General features: G+C 47.7%; 14 protein-coding genes. 1 reads left to right on the top strand and 13 read right to left on the bottom strand.

Annotated elements, in window-relative coordinates:
- Positions 1 to 110: 110 nt before the first annotated feature.
- Genes ACT6R0_RS13040 through ACT6R0_RS13000 form a run of 9 tightly spaced genes read right to left on the bottom strand, consistent with a single transcriptional unit; the run spans position 111 to position 8,289 of the window.
- The gene (locus ACT6R0_RS13040; RefSeq protein ID WP_444654427.1) at positions 111 to 662 is read right to left on the bottom strand and encodes a cupin domain-containing protein; all 552 of its coding nucleotides are present in this window, start codon (positions 660 to 662) and stop codon (positions 111 to 113) included.
- Positions 662 to 1,186, bottom strand: a complete 525-nt coding sequence (locus ACT6R0_RS13035) for a hypothetical protein (RefSeq protein WP_444654429.1) — start codon at positions 1,184 to 1,186, stop codon at positions 662 to 664. The genes ACT6R0_RS13040 and ACT6R0_RS13035 overlap by 1 nt, the downstream gene beginning before the upstream one ends.
- Before the next feature lie 46 nt (positions 1,187 to 1,232).
- On the bottom strand, positions 1,233 to 2,021 hold the full coding sequence (locus tag ACT6R0_RS13030) for a TrmH family RNA methyltransferase (RefSeq protein WP_444654430.1): 789 nt from the start codon (positions 2,019 to 2,021) through the stop codon (positions 1,233 to 1,235).
- A 28-nt stretch (positions 2,022 to 2,049) separates the two neighbouring features.
- Complete coding sequence (locus tag ACT6R0_RS13025) at positions 2,050 to 2,961, bottom strand: hypothetical protein (protein WP_444654432.1); 912 nt, start codon at positions 2,959 to 2,961, stop codon at positions 2,050 to 2,052.
- Positions 2,962 to 2,972: 11 nt separating this feature from the next.
- Positions 2,973 to 4,304, bottom strand: a complete 1,332-nt coding sequence (locus ACT6R0_RS13020) for a DUF58 domain-containing protein (protein WP_444654433.1) — start codon at positions 4,302 to 4,304, stop codon at positions 2,973 to 2,975.
- Positions 4,304 to 5,365 (bottom strand): AAA family ATPase, encoded by a 1,062-nt coding sequence (locus ACT6R0_RS13015; RefSeq protein ID WP_444654435.1) that lies wholly within the window; start codon positions 5,363 to 5,365, stop codon positions 4,304 to 4,306. Before ACT6R0_RS13015 ends, ACT6R0_RS13020 begins: the two co-directional genes overlap by 1 nt.
- On the bottom strand, positions 5,362 to 6,537 hold the full coding sequence (locus ACT6R0_RS13010) for a DUF4350 domain-containing protein (RefSeq protein ID WP_444654437.1): 1,176 nt from the start codon (positions 6,535 to 6,537) through the stop codon (positions 5,362 to 5,364). The genes ACT6R0_RS13015 and ACT6R0_RS13010 overlap by 4 nt, the downstream gene beginning before the upstream one ends.
- Before the next feature lie 2 nt (positions 6,538 to 6,539).
- Complete coding sequence (locus ACT6R0_RS13005; RefSeq protein ID WP_444654438.1) at positions 6,540 to 7,283, bottom strand: DUF4129 domain-containing protein; 744 nt, start codon at positions 7,281 to 7,283, stop codon at positions 6,540 to 6,542.
- Between the two features lie 10 nt (positions 7,284 to 7,293).
- A complete protein-coding gene (locus ACT6R0_RS13000) occupies positions 7,294 to 8,289 on the bottom strand; it encodes a stage II sporulation protein M (protein WP_444654440.1) in 996 nt (331 codons plus the stop codon).
- Between the two features lie 20 nt (positions 8,290 to 8,309).
- Here ACT6R0_RS13000 and ACT6R0_RS12995 point away from each other — a divergent pair, with 20 nt between their 5' ends.
- On the top strand, positions 8,310 to 9,050 hold the full coding sequence (locus ACT6R0_RS12995) for an RDD family protein (protein ID WP_444654441.1): 741 nt from the start codon (positions 8,310 to 8,312) through the stop codon (positions 9,048 to 9,050).
- Between the two features lie 116 nt (positions 9,051 to 9,166).
- Here ACT6R0_RS12995 and ACT6R0_RS12990 read toward each other — a convergent pair whose 3' ends face one another.
- From ACT6R0_RS12990 to ACT6R0_RS12975, 4 genes are all read right to left on the bottom strand, one after another.
- A complete protein-coding gene (locus ACT6R0_RS12990) occupies positions 9,167 to 12,526 on the bottom strand; it encodes a T9SS type B sorting domain-containing protein (RefSeq protein ID WP_444654442.1) in 3,360 nt (1,119 codons plus the stop codon).
- Positions 12,527 to 12,559: 33 nt separating this feature from the next.
- Positions 12,560 to 15,985: a T9SS type B sorting domain-containing protein gene (locus ACT6R0_RS12985; protein ID WP_444654444.1), complete on the bottom strand. Its 3,426-nt coding sequence runs from the start codon at positions 15,983 to 15,985 to the stop codon at positions 12,560 to 12,562.
- Positions 15,986 to 16,024: 39 nt separating this feature from the next.
- Entirely contained in the window at positions 16,025 to 17,629 is a 1,605-nt protein-coding gene (locus tag ACT6R0_RS12980) for a T9SS type B sorting domain-containing protein (RefSeq protein WP_444654445.1), read from the bottom strand.
- 289 nt (positions 17,630 to 17,918) lie between these two features.
- Entirely contained in the window at positions 17,919 to 20,240 is a 2,322-nt protein-coding gene (locus ACT6R0_RS12975; RefSeq protein WP_444667402.1) for a choice-of-anchor L domain-containing protein, read from the bottom strand.
- Positions 20,241 to 20,246: the final 6 nt, after the last annotated feature.

The following is a 20,246-nucleotide window of genomic DNA, read 5'->3' as shown; positions in this document are numbered from 1 at the left end:
GGTCATCGGCTTTATCTGCTTCGTCCCTCCGCAGGATATCGCCTCTACCCCTCACGCAGCTTCAGGTAGCGACCTGCAAGGTTTTCAGAACCTTGCACGATAAATAGAAATTATCCGCAATACCTTTCGAGCAATTCCCTTTCGATCCCCAATTTTACTGCACGCCTGTAAAGTATCCGTACCAGGGGCGAAAATATCCTGAATGGCAGCGATGCAAGGTGCGTGTCACCCCAATTGTGCATCACCGCAATGTGGTAAATGTTCTTAGGGACCTGGTTCCTGGTAATGGTCATCCCGTCAATTACCAACCCGAACATCGCTTTCAGGAAATTCTCGAAACCGGGCTGGCCCGGTCGCAGCATCACCCTGAAAATGATCTCTTCGGGGCTGTCATTAAAAAATCGATGTGGAATGCCAATGGGTATGAGTTGCTGCTCGCCGGTTCCCAAGTATACGGTGGATCTTTCGTATTGCAGGCCAAGCTTGCCCTTAACGGCAAAGAACTCTTCGGTAAATCGGGTATGATAATGCAGCGGGTTGCCGCCGCCGGGTGAAAGGCTTACTTCAAGGAGGGAGTATTCTCCGTTTGTGTCTTCAGAAGACGCTACTATGCGGGCAAACTCGCCGTTTAGGGGATTGTAGTATGTTTTGGTCCCACCCATCAGTCGCAGGGAAAATAACACTCAATAGATTTGAGCTTATCGTCCTTAAAGTAAAAGCGCCATTCATAATCTTCGGCGGTATCAGGCAGCAGTGTTATCATTTCCAGCAGCTCGCCTTCCTCGCCTTCGACATCCTCAATGTAGGCAGCCGCGCCGGGATAGGTCTTGCTAAAGCTTTTCAGGGTAGTTGTACGGTCAAACCAGTCATTTTTGATCGAAAAATAAGTGTTGCGGTTTTTGGTGAGATCCACACTGCGGAAGTTCATGACTCCATTGTCCAGTTCATATCTCGCGCCTTTGTGATATACCATTTTTACGGTCGCCTCTTCCTCACGGCCGCATATCTCCCCGGCCTTCGGCGCTGTAATGCTGTCGGCCTTTTTATAGCGTTTGTCAAAATCGGCTTTAGAAATGGTCATTTTTATCCTGTCATTGATCATGGCTTCATCCCACGACAGCGTTTCGATGTCCTGTGAAAAAAGTGGTAATGACAGTAAAAGCAATAGTATATTCAGGGCTTTCATTGGAGTGATCTTGGCTATTAGTAAACGCCGAAAGATACATAATATTTTAGAAACCCCTTTGCCTTTTGGCTTCAAAGATGAGTATGGCCGCCGCTACCGAAACATTCATCGAGTCGATGGCGCCCTGCATGGGTATGATGATATTTTTTGTAGATGCCATCCGCCATTCGTCCGTCAGTCCTGTCGCTTCAGTACCAACCACTAATGCCGATGGGGCTGTATAGTCCTGCGTATGATACGGTGCTGAGTCCTGTAGTGTGGCACAGTAAATATTGATATTTTTTGACCTCAGGAAAGCGATCACCTCTTCCGTCGTCCCGGCGGCTATGTTGTTGGTAAACAGGCATCCTACACTACTCCGCACGATGTTAGGGTTATACAGGTCGCTTTTGGGGTCGGCAATGATCACGGCATCCAGTTTGGCGGCATCGGCAGTACGCAGCATCGCGCCTATGTTACCTGGTTTTTCAGTCGCTTCCATTACCAGTACCAGCGGATTGTCGCCCAATTTAAGGTCTTCCAGCTTCAGGCTTTTAGTTTTAGCAATGGCAATTATCCCTTCTGTCGTATCGCGATAAGCCAGCTTTTGGTATACTTCACGGCTTATTTCAATAAGTTCCGTTTGCCTGCCCGCAAGGCTTTTCACTTCAGTTTCGGTAACCATGCCTTCCACGAACAGCGCTGTTTCGATCTCGTAGCCGCCCTTTCGCGCCAATTCTATCTCACGCTGCCCTTCAATAAGGAACGTGCCGCTTTGCCTGCGTGCCTTTGCTTTTTCCTGCAATTGCACAAGGTTTTTTATAAGTGGGTTCTGGGCGCTGGTAATTTGTTTCAAGATCTGATCAAAAATTTAGGCAAAGATATTATTCCTCACCATAAAATCCATCATAAGCCTTCTGGAATTCCGCATTCTCCTGTTCACGAATGCTTTTAAAACCGATGTTGCCGCTATTGTCCAGCATTTGCTTTACGATCTTAGCTGTAGGGCTGGTCGGATGTTTTTTTATAAAGCGGTTATACTCATCCACGATTTCCGGATAAAGCGTGTTACCCTCATGTTCGTAGGTAGGTGTATTATCCTGCCCGAAAAGGTAACTATACCTGTACATGTGATAATTGGCAGCTGCCCTTGCATACAGTTTGCTCTCAGGATACTTTAGTACGAAATTTTCCCAGTTGATGACGCGTTGCGACAACTGCTCCCAGGTTATGGCGATCCCTGCATCGGCACTCCATAAGTCAGAATCATCTGCAGACTGTAGCATGAGGAATCGTTTGTAGTCAGGCGTTACATGGTCCCTGAACATCTTCAGGTAATAGTCGTTTTTCGCCCGGATCTCGCCCATGCCTTCGCCGATATGCCAAAATTCCAGCCCGGCCTTTCCCAGCAAGTCTTTTTTATACTGTATGGTGTCATGTAGTTTTGCGGGGTCACCATTCCGGTCATAAAAGTGGGCGTGAAAATCTTCCAGCAATTTCCCTTCTAAAATGTTCAGTCGGCCAATTATTTCGTTGTTCTTCGTTTCATATGCATCAAAAAGCGCACTGGCTTCTTCAGGCTTAAGGGAAGATAATTTTAATCTTGTTTCGTCCCTCAGCCTTGAAAATTCAGCAACAAGTTTTTCAAGGTCTGACGTTTGACGGTTATCGGCAACAGGTGTTTCGACTTCAGCAAAAGCAGTGTCAATACTAACTGTTACTGCATTATCCTGCGAAGCTTCCTTCTTGCAGGAAACCAAAAGAATTCCAAAAAGCAATAACGCAAGATATTTCATGATAATGTTTTTTACAGGATCCCCCTTGCCTTTATCTCAAGGTAATTGTTGATGCTCTCCACAGTAAGGTCTTCAGGCTTGGTAAGTACCGAATAGATGCCGTACTTCTTCAGTTCGTTCACAATGAGCCTTTTTTCAAACGCAAACTTCTCGGCGATCACCTGGTCATAAATTTCCTGGATATTGCCCGCTTTTTTATGCATCAGCTCTTCAAGCTCTACGTTCTCAAAGAAAACCACTACCAGCAGGTGGCTTTTGGCAATACCTTTAAGGTAGGGCAGCTGGCGCTTCAGGCCATCTAGCGTTTCAAAGTTCGTGTAAAGGATAACGAGGCTGCGCTGTGTAATGTTCTTTTTTATGTCGGCATACAGCCTGCCGAAGTCGCTCTCAAAAAAGTTGGTGTTCACATTATACAGCGTCTCCATGATGCGTTGCATTTGCAGGGAGCGCCTGTCGGCAGCCACGCGGTTCTCCACAACTTTCGAGAAGGTAAACATCCCTGCCTTATCGCCTTTTTTCAGGATGATGTTGGATAGCACCAGTGTCGAGTTGATGGCATAATCCACCAAGCTCAGCCCGTTGAAAGGCATTTTCATCATGCGGCCTTTGTCTATGGCCATATATACGTTTTGCGAGCGCTCGTCCTGGAACTGGTTCACCATCAATTGATTCTTTTTGGCGGTTGCCTTCCAGTTGATGGTGCGGATGTCATCGCCGCCTACATATTCCTTTATCTGCTCGAATTCCATGGTGTGGCCTATACGGCGTATCTTCTTCAGGCCGTATTCAAAAAGCCTGTTAGAAAAGGCCATCAGGTCATATTTGCGCAATTGAATGTATGAAGGGTAGGTGGGTACCATTTGCCCCGACTCAAAAATAAACCTTCGAGACACCAGACGCAGGGGAGAGGATACATACACGTTGAGGCTGCCAAAGTGGTATTCACCGCGCTGCGTTGGCCTCAGGAAATATTCAAAGCTGTCGCTTCCGCCGGCATTTATAGTACGGTGTACGCTGAAGTCCCGTATTTGGAATTGTACTGGGACCTCATCAATAATGCGCAGTGATGCGGGGAAAGAGTAGCCGCTTTCTAACCGTATCACAACAGGGTTTTCATCTCCGTTGGATAATTTTTCCGTAAGCACCCTTGTCCCGGCAAAGCGCTGGTTGGATGCGAACAGCAGCAGGAGGTCAATAAGGGTAAACCCGATGAACGCATATACCGCTATCCACACAATATTATAGAGCATGGGGTAAACGTAGGCCATTACAAAGCATACCACGAGCCCCATGAGCACATAGAAAAAGAAATTGTTGAGGTATATGCGGTTAAACCACTTCATTAACGCGGTATTTCTACGGTGTCTACGATCTGCTTGATGATCTGCTCACTGGTCAGTCCTTCCATTTCACGCTCTGGAGCCACCATGACCCTGTGGCGCAGCACCGGAATGGCAGAGTCCTTAATGTCCTCAGGCGTAACAAAATCCCTGCCTCTTAGCGCGGCAAAGCCCTTGGCGGCATTTAATATAGCGATCGATGCCCTTGGCGACGCGCCCAGGTAAAGGAACGCATTTTCGCGGGTATTGGTCACGATCTTGGCAATGTACTGTATCAGTTGCGGCTCGATCACTATATGCTTCACAATGCCCTGGTATTTCAGGATGTCGGCCTGCGACAGTATTTTTTTAATGTTTTCCAGCTTGGGCCTGTCGTGCAATGCATTCTCACGCTGCAATATGGCAACTTCCTCATCCAGCTTAGGATAGTCGATCACGATCTTGAAGAGGAAACGGTCAAGCTGCGCCTCGGGCAGGCGGTAGGTACCTTCCTGCTCAATAGGATTTTGTGTGGCTATGACAAGGAACGGCGCCTCCATGGCGTGTGTTGTGCCTTCGATGGTTATCTGGCGCTCCTCCATTACTTCAAAAAGCGCTGCCTGCGTTTTGGCAGGAGCACGGTTGATCTCATCGATCAGTACGAAGTTGGAGAATATCGGACCCTTTTTAAAGTTGAATTTTGAAGCAGACATGTCGTATACCGATGTGCCCAATATATCCGACGGCATGAGGTCGGGCGTAAACTGTATGCGGCTGAAATCGAGAGTAAGGGTTTTTGCCAGAAGCTTGGCCGTGATGGTCTTCGCAACTCCGGGTACACCTTCAAGCAACACGTGGCCATTAGAAAGTATGGCTACCAGCAGCTGGTCGATCATTTTGTGCTGCCCCACGATAACCGAGCTGATCTCGGCCTTTACCGCATCAATACTCTGCTGCAGCCCGCCAAGGTCGATCCTCGAGGTGAAGTTAATGCTGTCTGTTTCCGGTGCTGTGCTGGCATCGTTCACCTGTACGCCTTTGTCCAGGTTTATCCCTTCGGTGCTGTTGTTGAATTCTTCTGTCATAACCTTAATTTTTCAATTGCTTTATTGATCTCTATCACATCAGCTTCGGTGCTTTGAAACTGGTGCCTGTACTTTTTTATCAGATCTATCGCTTTCTGTATGTCCTCGATCGGCTTGCCCGTCTTCAAGTGCAGTTTTTCTACCAGATCGTCATCCAGCGTATAGGTGTCTATGAGGTATTCGTTCCTGATGTGCTCCAGGAAATATATGATCTTCTTTTCTATGATAGTATGGTGGTCGCCCTCCTGGTAGTATAGGTTCCCGATGGTCTTGGTGAAATCGATGGTGGTGTTCCTTAGCGGAGTGATCTCATGTATAATGCGCTGCTTCCTTTTTGCATTAAAGAAAATGAATATGATAATGCCAATGATGCCCAGCCACATAGCTGCATATAGTGCCGGCTGGTCCTTAATGTAACGCAGCTTGCTCGAGGAGATATTCCTGAATCCGGAATGCCAGTAAATAGTGCCTTCGGGTATGTAGGATAGTGCTTCTTCGGCATACTTATAGTGGTCTTTCTTTAGTAAATGGTAGTTGCTGAATACGGCAGGCTGAGTGTGGAAGATGAATTGGCCGTCACCAAAGCCCACGCGTATAAAGTTCGGCCTCTTGCCATCCGGTGTTTCCTGGTAGCCGAGAACCGTAGCCTGTGATCTTTCAATAGAGTCGAACACGATGTTCCCCATAGCCTTGCCGTACCAGTAGTGACTGCCGGTGCGTTGCAGGTCGATCTTGACCGAATCCTGCAAATAAATGCTGCGGCCCAGCTTAAGGTTGAGCGTGTCCAGCAATACCTGCGGGAAGGTTTGCATACCTAAGAACACTGTGTTGCCGTGTTCGGCAAAATACAGCAGTTCCATTGCCGACTGCTCGTCAATATTATTCTCGTCCTTAATGTCGAGGTATGTGCCTTTTACTTTATACGTTTTTTTATCATAGTCAAATTTATCGTCGAAAAACTCATAGGCGGTAATGGCGAATTTCTTTATTTCCTGCCCTTTGAACAAGTCAGGCGATTCCTTGTCGAGCACATAAAGCCCCAACGGGATCTTGTCTTTAGGGTTGTAGGTTGGTCTCCAGTCGGGCTTTTTGGGCAACAGCGATATCATTACGGTGATCAATATGATGATCCCGACAGGCAAAGCTATTATCCAAATTGTCTTCCTGTTCATCCCTATAGTACGTTTATTGTTTTACGGAAAGCCCTTTCCGCTTTTTCAAAAGCAGCCTCGTCCAGCGAAAACTCGCCATACCAGCTGTGGTCATATACATACGAAAGGTACCTGAACTCGTCCTTCAGGCCTTTGTCGCGTATTTCATATAAATAGTCGCTGTTGGTCTTATCGCGGTGCAGCTGTATCACTTCTCGGGCTGATAATTTTTTTAGCAGCCACAGGTAATAGTAGCGCACGGCCAGCCTGTAATTGCCTGATTGCCGCGTTTCGCTAATGAGCGACGCAAAGTCCATCTCGTTAAGGTCTTCATCGTCTACATCGTATGCATTTATCTTTTTTGATGCCCTTCCAAATATCCAGTAGCCCTGCTTGTTGAGTATTGCCCGGGCAATAAAGTACACTGCCACGCCCAAAAGAAGAAAGGCCACTACGCGTCCAAAAATACCCATGGCCGACATTTTTCCGCTATTGGGCGACGGGGCGAACAAACGTTCCAACCACATGGCAACCCATTCAAAGAAACGGTCTAAAGCTGTTTTGTTTTGCTCGACCTTCGGCTCATATTGATACTCCGAACCGGTATAATCGTCTTTGAACCCTTCCTTGAAATTGCGTTCCTTATGCTTTACCTCATTTACAGGCAATGCTTTGACCTCCTTAAATACAATGCTGTCCTGTACCGTGGCAGTAGCAACGGTAAACGGGGCGCAAATCAGGAAGATGTATATGAGGATCTTATTCAAGGTAATGCTATTAGGCTGCGAGGGCCGCTTCGGGAGCGATATGGGTTTGGTTTGATTTTCGGTTGACTATAAATGGATACACAAGGTAATACCAGGCAATGGCCGATAGTGTTACCAGGATGATAAGTATGTTCAGTACCCTGGGCATATCGGGCGAATACCGGGTCACAAAACCCTCAAGCAATCCTGCCGCTATGGTAAACGGCATGGTGCTCACCACAATCTTCAGGCCGTTCTTAAAGGCTATCTTTAGCGATCGTACCCTCGAATATGTTTTGGGGAACAGTATGCCCGCCCCAAAGATCAGTCCTGCAGCGGCTTCAATGATCATGGCGAATATTTCCATCGATCCGTGGATCCAGATGCCGCGTACGCTGGCCCAAAAAACGCCCTGCTCATAGAAAAAGTATTGAAAGGAGCCCAGCATTATGCAGTTCTCGAAAAGTACATAAATAGTACCCAGCCCTCCGAATAATCCAAGTATGAACGACATAAGGCCCACCCTTAGATTATTGAAGGTAATGCCGAAAGCACTTCCCCAGTTGCTGCCACTTTTGTACACGGCTACGGGGTTGCCATTATCTATGTTCTCAAGCGTTTGGTTTACATAGTCATCGCCCAAAATGAGCCTCGGGAAGCTTTCATCATGCACTGCCGAGATCACACCGATCGCTGTAAAGGTAAAAAAGAACAGGAAGGCATATAGTACATACCGCCTGTTTTGGTATACGATAAGCGGAACTTCGGTCTTAAAAAAATGTACCAGCCTGTTAGTGTCCTCGCGCTTAGTTTTGTATATCTTTTGGTAAGTGATGGAGGCGAGGTGGTTAAGGTATACAACCGTCTTGCTTTTAGGGTAGTAGGTGCGGGCGTATGACAAGTCGTTCACCAGTTGGATATACAGGCTTGCCAGGTCGTCCGGATTTTTTTTAGCTTTACCAAAAATAGCCTGCTCAAATTCAAGCCATTTTTCTTTATTTTGTTTTATAAAAGCAACCTCTCTCATACGTAGCTAAAATATAAAATATGTCAGAACTTTCAATAACAACTACGCAAAATGTAGATATTAATTTTAAAGCAGCTTCCGAGGGCGACCGAGTACTCGCCTATCTGCTTGATCTTGTGATATGGATCGCCTACTATTTTGTACTCGATAAAGTTTTTGATGCTACCGGGTTCAGCGACCGCGTCAACGCAATGGATACGTGGTCGTACATTGCCATACAGACATTTTTCTCACTTCCTGTATTCTTATACAAGCTGCTTTTCGAAACCTTCATGGACGGCCAGACACCGGGTAAGCGTATTATGAAGATCCGCGTTATAAAGATCGATGGTTACCAGGCCGGCTTTGGCGAATACCTCATGCGGTGGCTTTTCGGGCTTATAGAGACTACGCCGCCATTGATCATTATTGGCCTTATAGCGATGTCCATAAGCAAAAAGAACCAGCGCATTGGCGACATGGCTGCCGGGACCGCGGTCATTTCGTTAAAGAATAACATAAGCATTGACCAAACAATACTAAAAGAAATAAACGATTCTTATGTGCCGGTATATCCTTTGGTAATAAAGCTTACGGATAATGATGTACGTATCATAAAAGAAACCTACGAGTCAAGCCTTCGCGCCACTGATTTTGCCATGATCGCAAGGCTTCAAACAAAAATTGAGGATGTTACGGGCATAAGATCAGTTTCTGCCAATGCCACGGCATTTGTAGATACGGTACTGAATGATTATAATTTTTATACGAGGAGTATGTAATCATTCAGAATGTAGATTTCAGATTTAGCAACACTCCTGCCGCTTAAACTATGGAGTTGAGCGCTTACTTTGGAGTGAAGCTCGATATGAGATCTACAGTCTGAAATCTGAAATCATCAACGGATCATCGAGAAATGTCCCTTAACTGTCCTGCCGTCGTCAAGCGCTACTACATACCAGTAATCGGTAGAAGGGAGCGGGTAGCCGTTGTATGTGCCGTCCCATCCTTCGCCTTTTGGATCTACATCGGCAAGGAGTTTCCCGTAGCGGTCAAAAATGTAGATCTTGCTGGTTTCATAGTATAAGGCATTTACACCAATGATATTCCATGTATCATTGATGCCGTCGCCGTTAGGTGTAAAGAACTTGGGCACTGCCAGTACCGATACGCCATACGGTTTCACGCCACATCCGTTAGTATCATATACATACACCACGTGAATACCCGAACTCACATTGTCAAAAAAGTTCGATTCCTGCCATGGCCCATTTGGCGAGTCAAGACTGTACAGGTAGGTGGTATTCACATTATTGCCTGGATATACATATATAGTGATGGTGTTGTCCTGGCGCAGGTCTTCCACCACAATTTCGTCAAGTACAGCGAGGTCGCTGGGCACAACGGTCACCGTGCGGACTTTGGAGCAGGCAGAAACATTTGTAATGTTGGTAACTTCTACAGTGTAGGTACCGGGCTGGTTCACAAATATTGTATGTGTGGTCTCACCGGTAGACCATGTAAAAGTATAGTTGTTGATGTTGGCAAGCACCCCCGCACTTATCGGGATAAGATCACGGGTGTTCAGGCATACTATGGCCGTATCGTCAATGTCAATGTCAGGGAGCGGGCGAATGATAAGCCCGATCGGCTGAAGCGAGGTACAATCGTTGTTGTTTTCCACACGTGCATATACCGTCTGTGTATTGGCAGCTGTGTTAGTAAATAGTTCGGGTATCGCATTCTGCTCGAGCAATGCATCTGTTGCCGACGGGTAATATACTACATTATCCGCACCTGTGCCAACACCCGCCAGTGCGAGGTCAAATTCGGCAAAGCCATCTTCGGCTCCATCGTTATCACAGCGCTCCAGTTGCATGGCAGGTAAAATATCGGTAGTAACCCTTAATGTAAGGGGCAATATACGGAAGCAGCCAGTATCTGTGATAATGACCCGTGCCGCGATCACCTGCGGGTTCGCTGTATTGGTGTAAGGCCCTGTAATTTCGTTCGTGCCGTCTTCAGCATCAGTAACCGTTGGGTAGTAGCTCACCGATAGCCCTGTATCGCCACCTGTTATCTCAGTATTGGCCTGTGTAAGGTTAAACAGGTTTACGCCTTCCGGGTTCAGGCATTGTACCAGTTCTGCGGTTGTTATGGCATCCGGCAACGGATCTACCGTAAGGGTAACAGGCAGCACAGTAACGCAACTTGCAAATGTGTTGTGTACAACACGTGCATATACTATCTGCTCATCCCTTGTAGTGTTGTTAAATAAGGCAGGCAATGGGCTTACAGGCCCGTTAGCATTTGCCTCAGAAGCATAATAGGTAGTGGTGTATAGTGTACTGTTCTGTACTAACGCTGTGGTTACGGCAGCCATGTCAAATCGTGCCTTGCCATTGGTATCGTCGCCATCGGCATTGTCATCGCAAATGGCAAATTTGGCAGCATTCATTACAGGGGAGGATGTTACGCTTATATCAAAAGAGGTAGTACTGTAACACTTTGTGTTCGCCCGTTGGTGGACGCGTGCATATATGGTTTGCGGACTCGAGGTATTGGTGTAAGCAGCAGCATTCAGCGCATCGGTGTTTGCATCGGCGGCTTGCTGAGAAGCAAAATATCTGACCTCAAATGTTGCCGTGTTCTGCCCTCCAAGTACCGAAGCGTTGTTTACCGAAAGGTTGAACACTTCGAAACCGTCATTCTCTGGGTCACATTCATTCAGGGCAGGAGCTGTGTTGGCAACCGGTATGGCATAGATGGTTACTTCCTCTACGATAGTATATACATCGTCGAAGTTGGTGATGGTAGCAACAACATTATATACGCCCGGAGCGGCATAAACATGTCCCGGTGCGAGTTCGGAAGAAAATACAGAGCTGTCGCCAAAGTCCCATGATACAGTTTGGAAATCGCCTAATGAATTCAGCGAGAATTGTGTGGTATCGCCCAGGCAAGTATTTTCTGCCAGTATGTTTGCCGAAAACAATGAAGTTATGAAGGGCGGCAGCCCGAAGATCGCTATCCTGTTAACGCCCAAATTCACACCGCCGGGCTCAAAGTCACAGGAAACACCGATCTCATCGGGCAGGTGGATGATATCCAGCGAAGAGCCCCCGTTCACAGAAATGTATATCTTGCCGTTGGGCCCCAGTTGAAGCGCGCTGGCCGTGCTTGAGTTAGCTGTTATGAAAGTATCCGAGCCGGGAATGTCGGCAGCGTCAAGGTTATACTGGTGAAGTCCGCCAAATCCGGCAGGGTTAGTATCATAAGCCACATACAATTTCTTTGATTGTGCCGAAAATTCAAGTCCGTAAGGGATTGTGTTGTCGCTCAAAACGACCGGATCGGATATTGCTCCGATGGCGTTGTTAAAATTGTAAAGGTATACCGCACCATTCTGTGCCATACCTCCCGTTGCATTACCACGTTGGTTGTGGGCTATGGCCAGTTTTTTTCCATTCGGCGAAGCTTTCAGGTAGCCAATAGCATTTCTCCTATACCCGCCGGTATTTACGACCGGAGCTACCTGGCTTACCACAGGCGTTGTGTTCACGCCATTCTCATCTATAAAGAAGGAATAAAATTTATCGATAAACTGCGTCACAACCCAAAATCCTGTCCCGGTATTGTTTTTCACAGCAGTGATCTTTTCCGAGCATTTGTATTTTGCTTCTTCGGGGTTAGTGGCATCATAGGTGACCAAATGCACATTCCTTGTAACAATGTCCCCGATACTCCCATTAGGACCTGTTACGGAAAGGTCGACCACTGAATAATTGAGGCCATTGTTAAAGCCATCATCTGTCTCGGGAACTCCCAGTTGGGTATCCGAATAGATCCCGTTAAATTGTGCCGGATATACTGCCGCATTTTCATGGTGCGGTTCGTCTACTGTAAAAATGTAGTAGATATTTGGGTCGCCTTTTTTAGGAACGATTATTCCCGATTGTGTGCTTGAAGGGTCGCCCATCAGGCCGGTACCCATATTGTAGTTGCCGTTTGGCATTTTCACGTGGTTGCGGTCCCATACATTGCGGCCATCGGTATAAAATAAGAGGTTGCCATCGGCGTCCGATATCACGCTGCATCCTTCATTGGTGTCCATAAGCCCATTAGAGAGCGCGGCAACACTGCCATCATCCAGGAAATGTATGCCGGCGAACCTGCCGAAATACCAGTTGCTGGCCTCTTTTTGGGAAAAAGCGTTCAGTGAAAAAAAGAGTAAATAAAGGGAAATAATTTTATTCATAACAGGGCATTGAACCTTCAAAAGTATTTAATTTTAACGAACCATGGCAAAGTGCCCTTTAATTATTCGGCCACCGGCAAAGTTGATCTCGAACCAATAGTCTGTAGATGGCAGCCTTTCACCGTTGTAGGTGCCGTCCCATCCAAGTTCCTTGCCACGGTAGCTTTTGATGAGCTTTCCGTACCGGTCAAAGATGTTCACGATCGCATCGGGAAAGAAATAAATGAATGCTACATTCCATACTTCGTTGATGCCGTCGCCGTTCGGCGTAAAGAATTTAGGATAGTTGAGTATTGGTATCCGTTCGGTCACGCTGCTGCAGCCGTCTTTAGACCTGATATAAAGCGTGTATACCCCGGGAACCAGCCCGTCAAAAAATGTCACGTCAGAGAATGTCCTTCCGTCCATCGAAAATTCAAACTCAGCGCTGTTGGCCATGTGTACGGTAATGCTATTGTCAAAAGGCGTAAAGTCAGTTATATCAACAGTATAATTAATTTCCGGCAGCGGCAGTACTCCAATAGTAAATGAGGTTATGCCATAGCCATAGCAGCCGGTAATGTTTTCCAGCCTGGCCCAAATGGTCTGTGTGAGGTAGGGATGCTGGTTCTGGTAAATGCCGGGAAGCGGATCCAGACTGTTTTCGGCATCGTTCTGGGTGGCATAGTAGGTTACGGTACTGTTGGTATTGCCGTCTTTTATAAAAGCATCGTTCTCTGTCAGGTCAAAGTTCGCAATGCCGTCACCTTCCATATCACATAAGGTCAACGGTTCGGGTTCGCCTACCGGCAGGCTGTAATTAAGTTGTACGGTAACGCTTTCTGTCGAAAAACATCCTGTAACTGCGTTCGTCATTCTCAGGTATACTGTTTGCGGATTGGCAGTGTTTGGAAAAGCAGTTGGCAAAGGTACCGGATTATCCCCGGTCCCGGCATCGCCCGCATTGGTGTGATAGGTTATAGCAACACCCGACTGATCGCCAATCAGCATGGTTTCATAAACAGTCAGGTCGAATGCTACAATGCCATCGTGCAGGCCGTCATCGTCACATTGTTCAATTACCAAAGGAGTGCCTGTTGGGTGTTCTCCGTCACGAAGCATTTGCGGCACAGGGTTTACCGCAATGGCAAAAGACGTAATGCCAAAACGGTAGCAGGCACCTGTTGTCTCCACCCGTGCCCAAATGATCTCAGGACCATAGGCCTGCTGGTTCTGGTACATTGCAGGGAGTGGGCTCGTTTCGTCCTGTGCATTTTCGGCAGAGGAATAATAGGTAACAACGGTATTAGTATCCCCATTGTTTATCAAAAAGTCATTTTGCGCGAGATTAAAAATCATTAAGCCATTCCCGTTATCGTCGCATAGCGAAAGCGGACCGCCCATACCGGCATTATAATTCAGATCTGTCCTGATCAAGAGTTGTTCGGTAGTAAAACATCCACTGGCGGTATAGGTCATGCGCATGAAAATCGTCTGCGGACTCGAAGTGTTTACAAATGCTTCGGGGTTGTCTATGTCATCAACACCGTTCAGTGCATTATTGTAATCGGTATAGTAGGTCAGGGCCACACCTGTTTGTGTGCCAATGAGCATTGCTTCGAATGCGGTCAGGTCAAATGCTGTAAAGCCGTCATCGGTGCCATCGTCGTCGCATTCCACTATTTCAAGAGGGGTATTCGGCGGAAGATCGGGGTTGCGCAGCATTTGCGGCATCGGATATACATTGATGCTGAACGACTCAATACCATAGCGATAGCACCCGGTTGTAGTCTCAACCCGTGCCCAAATGGTTTGCACTGTGTTGGCTTCGGCATTCTGATGAGGATTTTCCAGCGGCGACTGCTTATTTTCTGCATTGTCTTCCGATGCATAATAGGTAACGGCATAGGTGGGGTCATCATTGGACAGCGCCTCATCGTTAAGCGAAAGGTCAAATTGCTCAAAGCCGTTGCCATCGGTATCGCAAAGCTCCAGGTCTTCGGGTTCGCCTACAGGCAGCGAGTGATCAATGATTAGCGTAAGCGTTTCAAATACATAGCAGCCGGTAGTGGTATTAACCAAACGGACATACAGGGTTTGCGGGTTGGATGTATTGATGAAATTCAAAGGGTTATTTATAGGGTCGCTCCCAATTTCTATGTTATCCGTGTTTTTATGATAGCTGATGGCGACTCCCATCTGTGTACCTATCAGCATCGCTTCATAAACGGTCAGGTCAAAATTCGTCGCATTATCATATATCCCGTCATCATCACATTCAATGATTTGGAGCGGCATGCCTTCCGGAAGATCATCGGTATGCATCAGCTCAGGCTGCGGGTTTACCACAATGGTAAAAGGCACAATGGCAAAACGGTAGCACCCGCTTGTAGTCTCTACCCGCGCCCATACCGTTTCCAGCACAAAAGGAGCCTGGTTTTGATAGATGTCCGGCAGGGGCGATACTTCGTTTTGTGCGTTTTCGAGCGAGGCATAGTAGATCACCTCTGTATTTTCGAAGCCATTGCTTATTGGCCCTGCTGTCTGGGCAAGGTTGAATTCCCTGAAGCCGTTGCCGGCTGTATCGCAAAGCGCTATGTTGGCCGGCACCCCGGGAGGAAAGCTTGTATTTACTGAAATAACCAGTGTTTCGGTGCTGTAGCATCCCGTAACCGGATTGGTCATTCGCATATAAATGGTCTGCGGACTGGCAGAATTGAAATATGCCTGCGGGTTTTCCAAAGCGTCCTCGCCAGTGATCATGCCATTGTTCTCCAGATGGTAGGTTACTTCAACATCGGTTTGCGGGCCTATGAACATGGCTTCGAATTGGGTAAGGTCAAATGTGGTCTTACCATCGGTAACACCATCGTCATCACATTCCATGATCTCAAGTGCGATATTGTCCGGGTTCAGGAATTCAGGAATATTATGGAAGGTCGCCGTCCCGGTCCATACCATCGAAAAGTTGGCCTCGCCGTGTGGGCGGTCTATGATGAGGTAGTAAATATCATCATCCTCGACATCCAGCCACTGTATGTAGGCATTGCCGTTAGGCCCCGGCCCTTCGGAGACATCGGTTTCGGTCTCGTTCATGCCCGTATGGTTAAAGTTGAGCCCTGCCGCACCGGGGTTAGTAGTAGAGCAGCGAATGGCTGTGCCCAGCGCCCCGCAGGTCACATTGGGTCCATACATCCAAAAATCAAAATCCACAACCAGGTCATCGCTTTCTGGTGAAAGGACAAAACCGAGCGTGCCGCCGTCCTTTATCTGTATTTTAAGCCACAGGCTATTGTGTTCCTGGCTGGAACATGCGTTGGCGAAGTTAATTTCCTGCACCCCAATACCCGTGGCATCGAGCCCCGAATAATTGGCGTTCCCGCATACCATTATCGCATCCGGACAGTCCGTCTGGGCAAAAGAGGGTACGAAAGGGAACAGGACGACCGCCAAAAGGCATATCCTGAAGGTAATTTTCACAGCATTAGGATGTTAATTTTTTTATAAATTTATGGAAAACTATCGTAGCATTGCAAAATGACCACGAATTTTTCTTCCATTCTCCAATTCAAGCACGAACCAGTAATCGGTTGACGGCAAAGCTTTTCCGTTAGAATTCCCGTCCCAGCCCGCATCACCGCTGGCAAAATTGCCTACCAGCTTTCCGTAGCGGTCAAATATCGTTACCTGCGCTTCCGGGTGCATTGCCAGGTACGGAATGCGCCAGCTATCGCGTATGCCGTCACCATTGGGCGAAAAGAATTTTGGATAATCCAGTATCACTACATCTTCATATATCGTCTTGCAGCCGGTTTTTGCCCTTATGTGTATGCGGTGCGGCCCGGTAGTTAATCCCTCAAATACTAAATTATCGCTAAACTCCCCGCCATCTATCGCAAATTCATAATCTTCCGCATCAGGCATTTCAATAGTTATAGAGTTCCTGCTATCCCTGAAATCCACAATGTCCAGCTCATAAACAATATCAGGGAGCGGAATGATGTTGATGGTAAATGAGGTCGTATCATGCCCATAACAACCGCTTATGTTCTCCAGCCGTGCCCATATCGTTTCGGCTGTCAACGGAGTTTGGTTGTTATAGAGCGGCCCTATCGGATCGGTTTTGCTATCGGCATCGGCCTGAGAGCGGTAATAAGTTACCATCATGTTGGCATTGCCATCCTTTACATTATCATCATTCTGGGCAAGGTTAAACTCAGGTTTGCCATCTTCATTAAAATCACACAGGAACAGGTCTTCCGCGTCCCCGGCTACAATGGGGTTGATAATCTCAATGGTGAATTCCCTGTTGCTAAAGCATCCGGTCACGGTGTTTGTCATCCGTGCGTAAATGGTTTGCACGATGTTTTGGTTGGCATACGCCGATGGGTTCGTGATCGCGTTAGTGCCCGTAATTACGTCATTTTCATTCTCAAAAAACTCCAGTACAACATCTGCCTGGCTCGCGATCAGCATAGCCTGGTGGGTAGTGAGGTCAAAGAGGGAAATTTTATCATCTACGGCATCATCGTCGCATTGCTCAAGGTTAAGCGAGATCCCATTGGGATTGGTGAACTGTGGCGTATCGTGGAATTGCGCCGTCCCCGTCCACTGGATCGAAAAATCGCTGAAGCCCACCGGCCTGTCAATTACCAAAAAGTAGCTTTCGCCATCGTGCACGGTAAGCCATTGTACAAAGTTGTTGCCCAATTCGCCAGGGCCTTCGGCGGTGTCGGTTTCCGTTTCACTCATGCCGGTAAGGTTGCTGGGGGAACCCGCGAATTGCGGATTGGTAGTAGAGCAGCGTATCGCCTGCCCAATGTTCCCGCAGGTCACGTTCGGGCCAAAAATAAAAAAGTCGAAGTCCACATCTATCGCGGTATTATCGGGCGTAATGGTAAAGCCGAGGGTTCCGCCTGTCTTTATGCGCAGTTCGAGCCAGATGCTGTTGTTCTCAAAGCTCTGGCAGGTATTGGAGTTGTTGAGTTCCTGTATACCGAAGCCCGTGGCGGTAAGCCCCTCGTAGCCCATGTTGCCGCACACTACAAGCGCATCCGTGCAATCGTTCTGGGCGCGGGCTGTAAGCAGGCATAATAGGGATAAACAGGTAAAAATGAATTTCATAGCATGGCAAATTTTTCGTAAATATAATTTACATTCCCTTAATGCCATAAAAAGCGGACTGATTTATTAGGATAAATTATTAAGTAATGCTTTACGGTTAGTAATGCCACGGTTTCATCGAGAATAATTTCAGGAGCGGCCGGCATAGCGCTTATTGCTACACCTTGTCCCGTCCTGCGCTATATCTGCCTGCGTGCCTCGGCAGGATGCCGCTGCGGCCGGGGCTAAGGGGAGGGGTTTGGTGTGTGTTTGCGGGTTTTGCGGAGTGGTTTAGATTGGGGCAATGCAACTACCTCACCATCGCTAAATGCCCCCTGATTTTCTCTCCGTTTTCCAGCTCGATCACAAACCAGTAATCGGTTGCGGGCAGCGGGGTGCCGTTGTGCGTGCCGTCCCACCCTTCCTGGTTGCCCCTGAATTTAGTAATGAACTTCCCGTAACGGTCAAATACCGAAACCTCTATCGTAGGGCGGAAGTAGCTGTACGGGATCCTCCACGTGTCGTTGATGCCGTCGCCGTTCGGGGTAAAAAAAGTAGGGTAGTCGAGTAGGTATAATGTTTTGAAGAAAACAGGCAGGCAGCCGTTGCTATCCCTTATGTAGAATGTGTTCTCACCGCCGGGCAGGTGGTTAAACACATTGCTTTCCTGATAGATGATGTTATCCATCGAGTATTCATAATTCCCAATGCCCGAAGCATTTATCGTAACGGAGTTATCATTCCCACTAAAGTCGTTAATGTCAAAATCCACGCTTTCCGCCGGGGCAGACAGTACAATGGTAAAGGTCTTGCTGCCCTCGCAACCGTTGCTGTCGGTCACGGTTACGGTATAGGTGCCGGTGGCATCTATAGTGATGGTTTGCGTATCCTGCGCAGGGCTGGTGTTCCAGATGTAGGAGCTGTAGCCGCTCCCCGCATCCAGTGCCAGCGTACTGCCTTCACAAAGTATCACCTCTTCATCAGCAAATTCATCGCCAAAAGTATGTACTATAAGCTGCAGGCCCATGATGGCATAGCACCCGATCTGGTTGTGCAGCCCGATGTAAATAGTCTGGTCACCGGGGGTGGTATTGCTATAGGAAGATATAGGCATTATGGGAAACTGGTAGCCCAGGGCATCTTCGTAGCTTTTGAAGAATAACACCCCTGTACCCGGAGGGACCTGGTCTTGTATGTCTTCCGAAAGCTGGGTAAAGTTAAAGTTGTAGATCCCATCATTGTTTGTATCGCACACTTCTATAGGTGCAGGATCAAAAATAGTAAAGGGTGGCATCGAAAGCGTTACGGGAATAATCGCAATACACCCACCCTCGTTCTTTACACGGGCATAGATCACCTGATCGGCTGTGGTATTATAAAAAGGTACGGTAAGCGCTGTGCCCAATAGGTCATTGATCCCGTCACGTGCTTCGTCGGTGGTAAGGTGCCATGATACTACGCTCAATCCTTCATGGTTGTTAACCAGTTCGCCGCCTATGCGGAAAAGGTAATAGGCCGAAAGCCCGTCATTATCATCATCACACTGGTTCCACAGATAGGGATCCAGATCAATGGGAGGATCATATTCTATTGTTATTTCGCCACGGGCAGCACATGTTGGTGTGATCTGCGCCTCAACGCTGTATATACCCGGCGCGGTTACGGTGTAGAAGGCATTGGTTGCCCCGTTTATTGGTGTTCCCGAATTATACCATTGGTAGCCTGTCGCGTCAGGGATGGTGGCATTAAGCTGCAATGTTGTACCATCGCAAAGGGCAGTGCCGTTGGCCACGATCCTGTCATCACCCAGGTCTACAGCGCTCCCAAAGCTGTTGGCCTTCAGGAAAACGGCAGCATCATACAATGCATCACCCTGGTCGGCAATTACAAGCTTTATGTGGTATAGTGTCCCGGCAGTTACATTAGCCTGTGCGGTAAGCACTACGGTTTGCCCGTTGAAGTTGGTAGGGTGGTCCACTCCGTTAAAGGCATCAAAATATTCGGCATTGGCCGGTGGGCATGCGGTTCCGTTGCCACGTACGGTGGTTACCTGTACGGGTGTGTCAGTTCCGGGTATTACTGCAAGGTTTTGATACGCCCCTGTGCTGCCCGCCTCCCGGAGCAGGAAGGCAAACCCATCGCTGTAATTGCAGGCTCCCTGATCGGGCCACCCTGTATACTCTTCGGATGCAAAAATATAATCAAAGCTGATGTGGTTGGTCGACGGGATAAAGTCGAATTCCATTATCGTAGCATTTAGCGTCCCGGTGATACCTAACTGCTGCTGCAGGTCTTGGTCGCCACCCCAGTTATTAAAGCCGTCGCTCAATATGCTGTCGTTTGGCCCGGGTGCCGATATGGCATATCCGGTACTTAAAATGATACCGCTGCCGAAGGGGAAATTACTGTCGGCCGTAAAATAGGCATAGCTACGCTCAAGTGTGCCGTCTGATCCTGTAATGGAAACATTGCTCACCTGCGCGCAGTCATTATCTACCAAAGCGTTCACCAGTTCCTCTTTGGTCATCGTGTTTACGATCTGTATGGGGTTTTGCGCGTAAGCAGCCGATGCCATTAAAAAAATAAAGGCACAGTTAAACATTCCCGTCAAACGTGTATTTGTAATTCTCAAACTATC

This window comes from Flavobacterium sp., from assembly GCF_052437795.1.
In the GTDB taxonomy this organism is placed as follows: Bacteria; Bacteroidota; Bacteroidia; order Flavobacteriales; family Flavobacteriaceae; genus Flavobacterium.
Note: the sequence above shows the minus strand (reverse complement) of the source record. Positions and strands in the feature narration are given on the sequence as shown.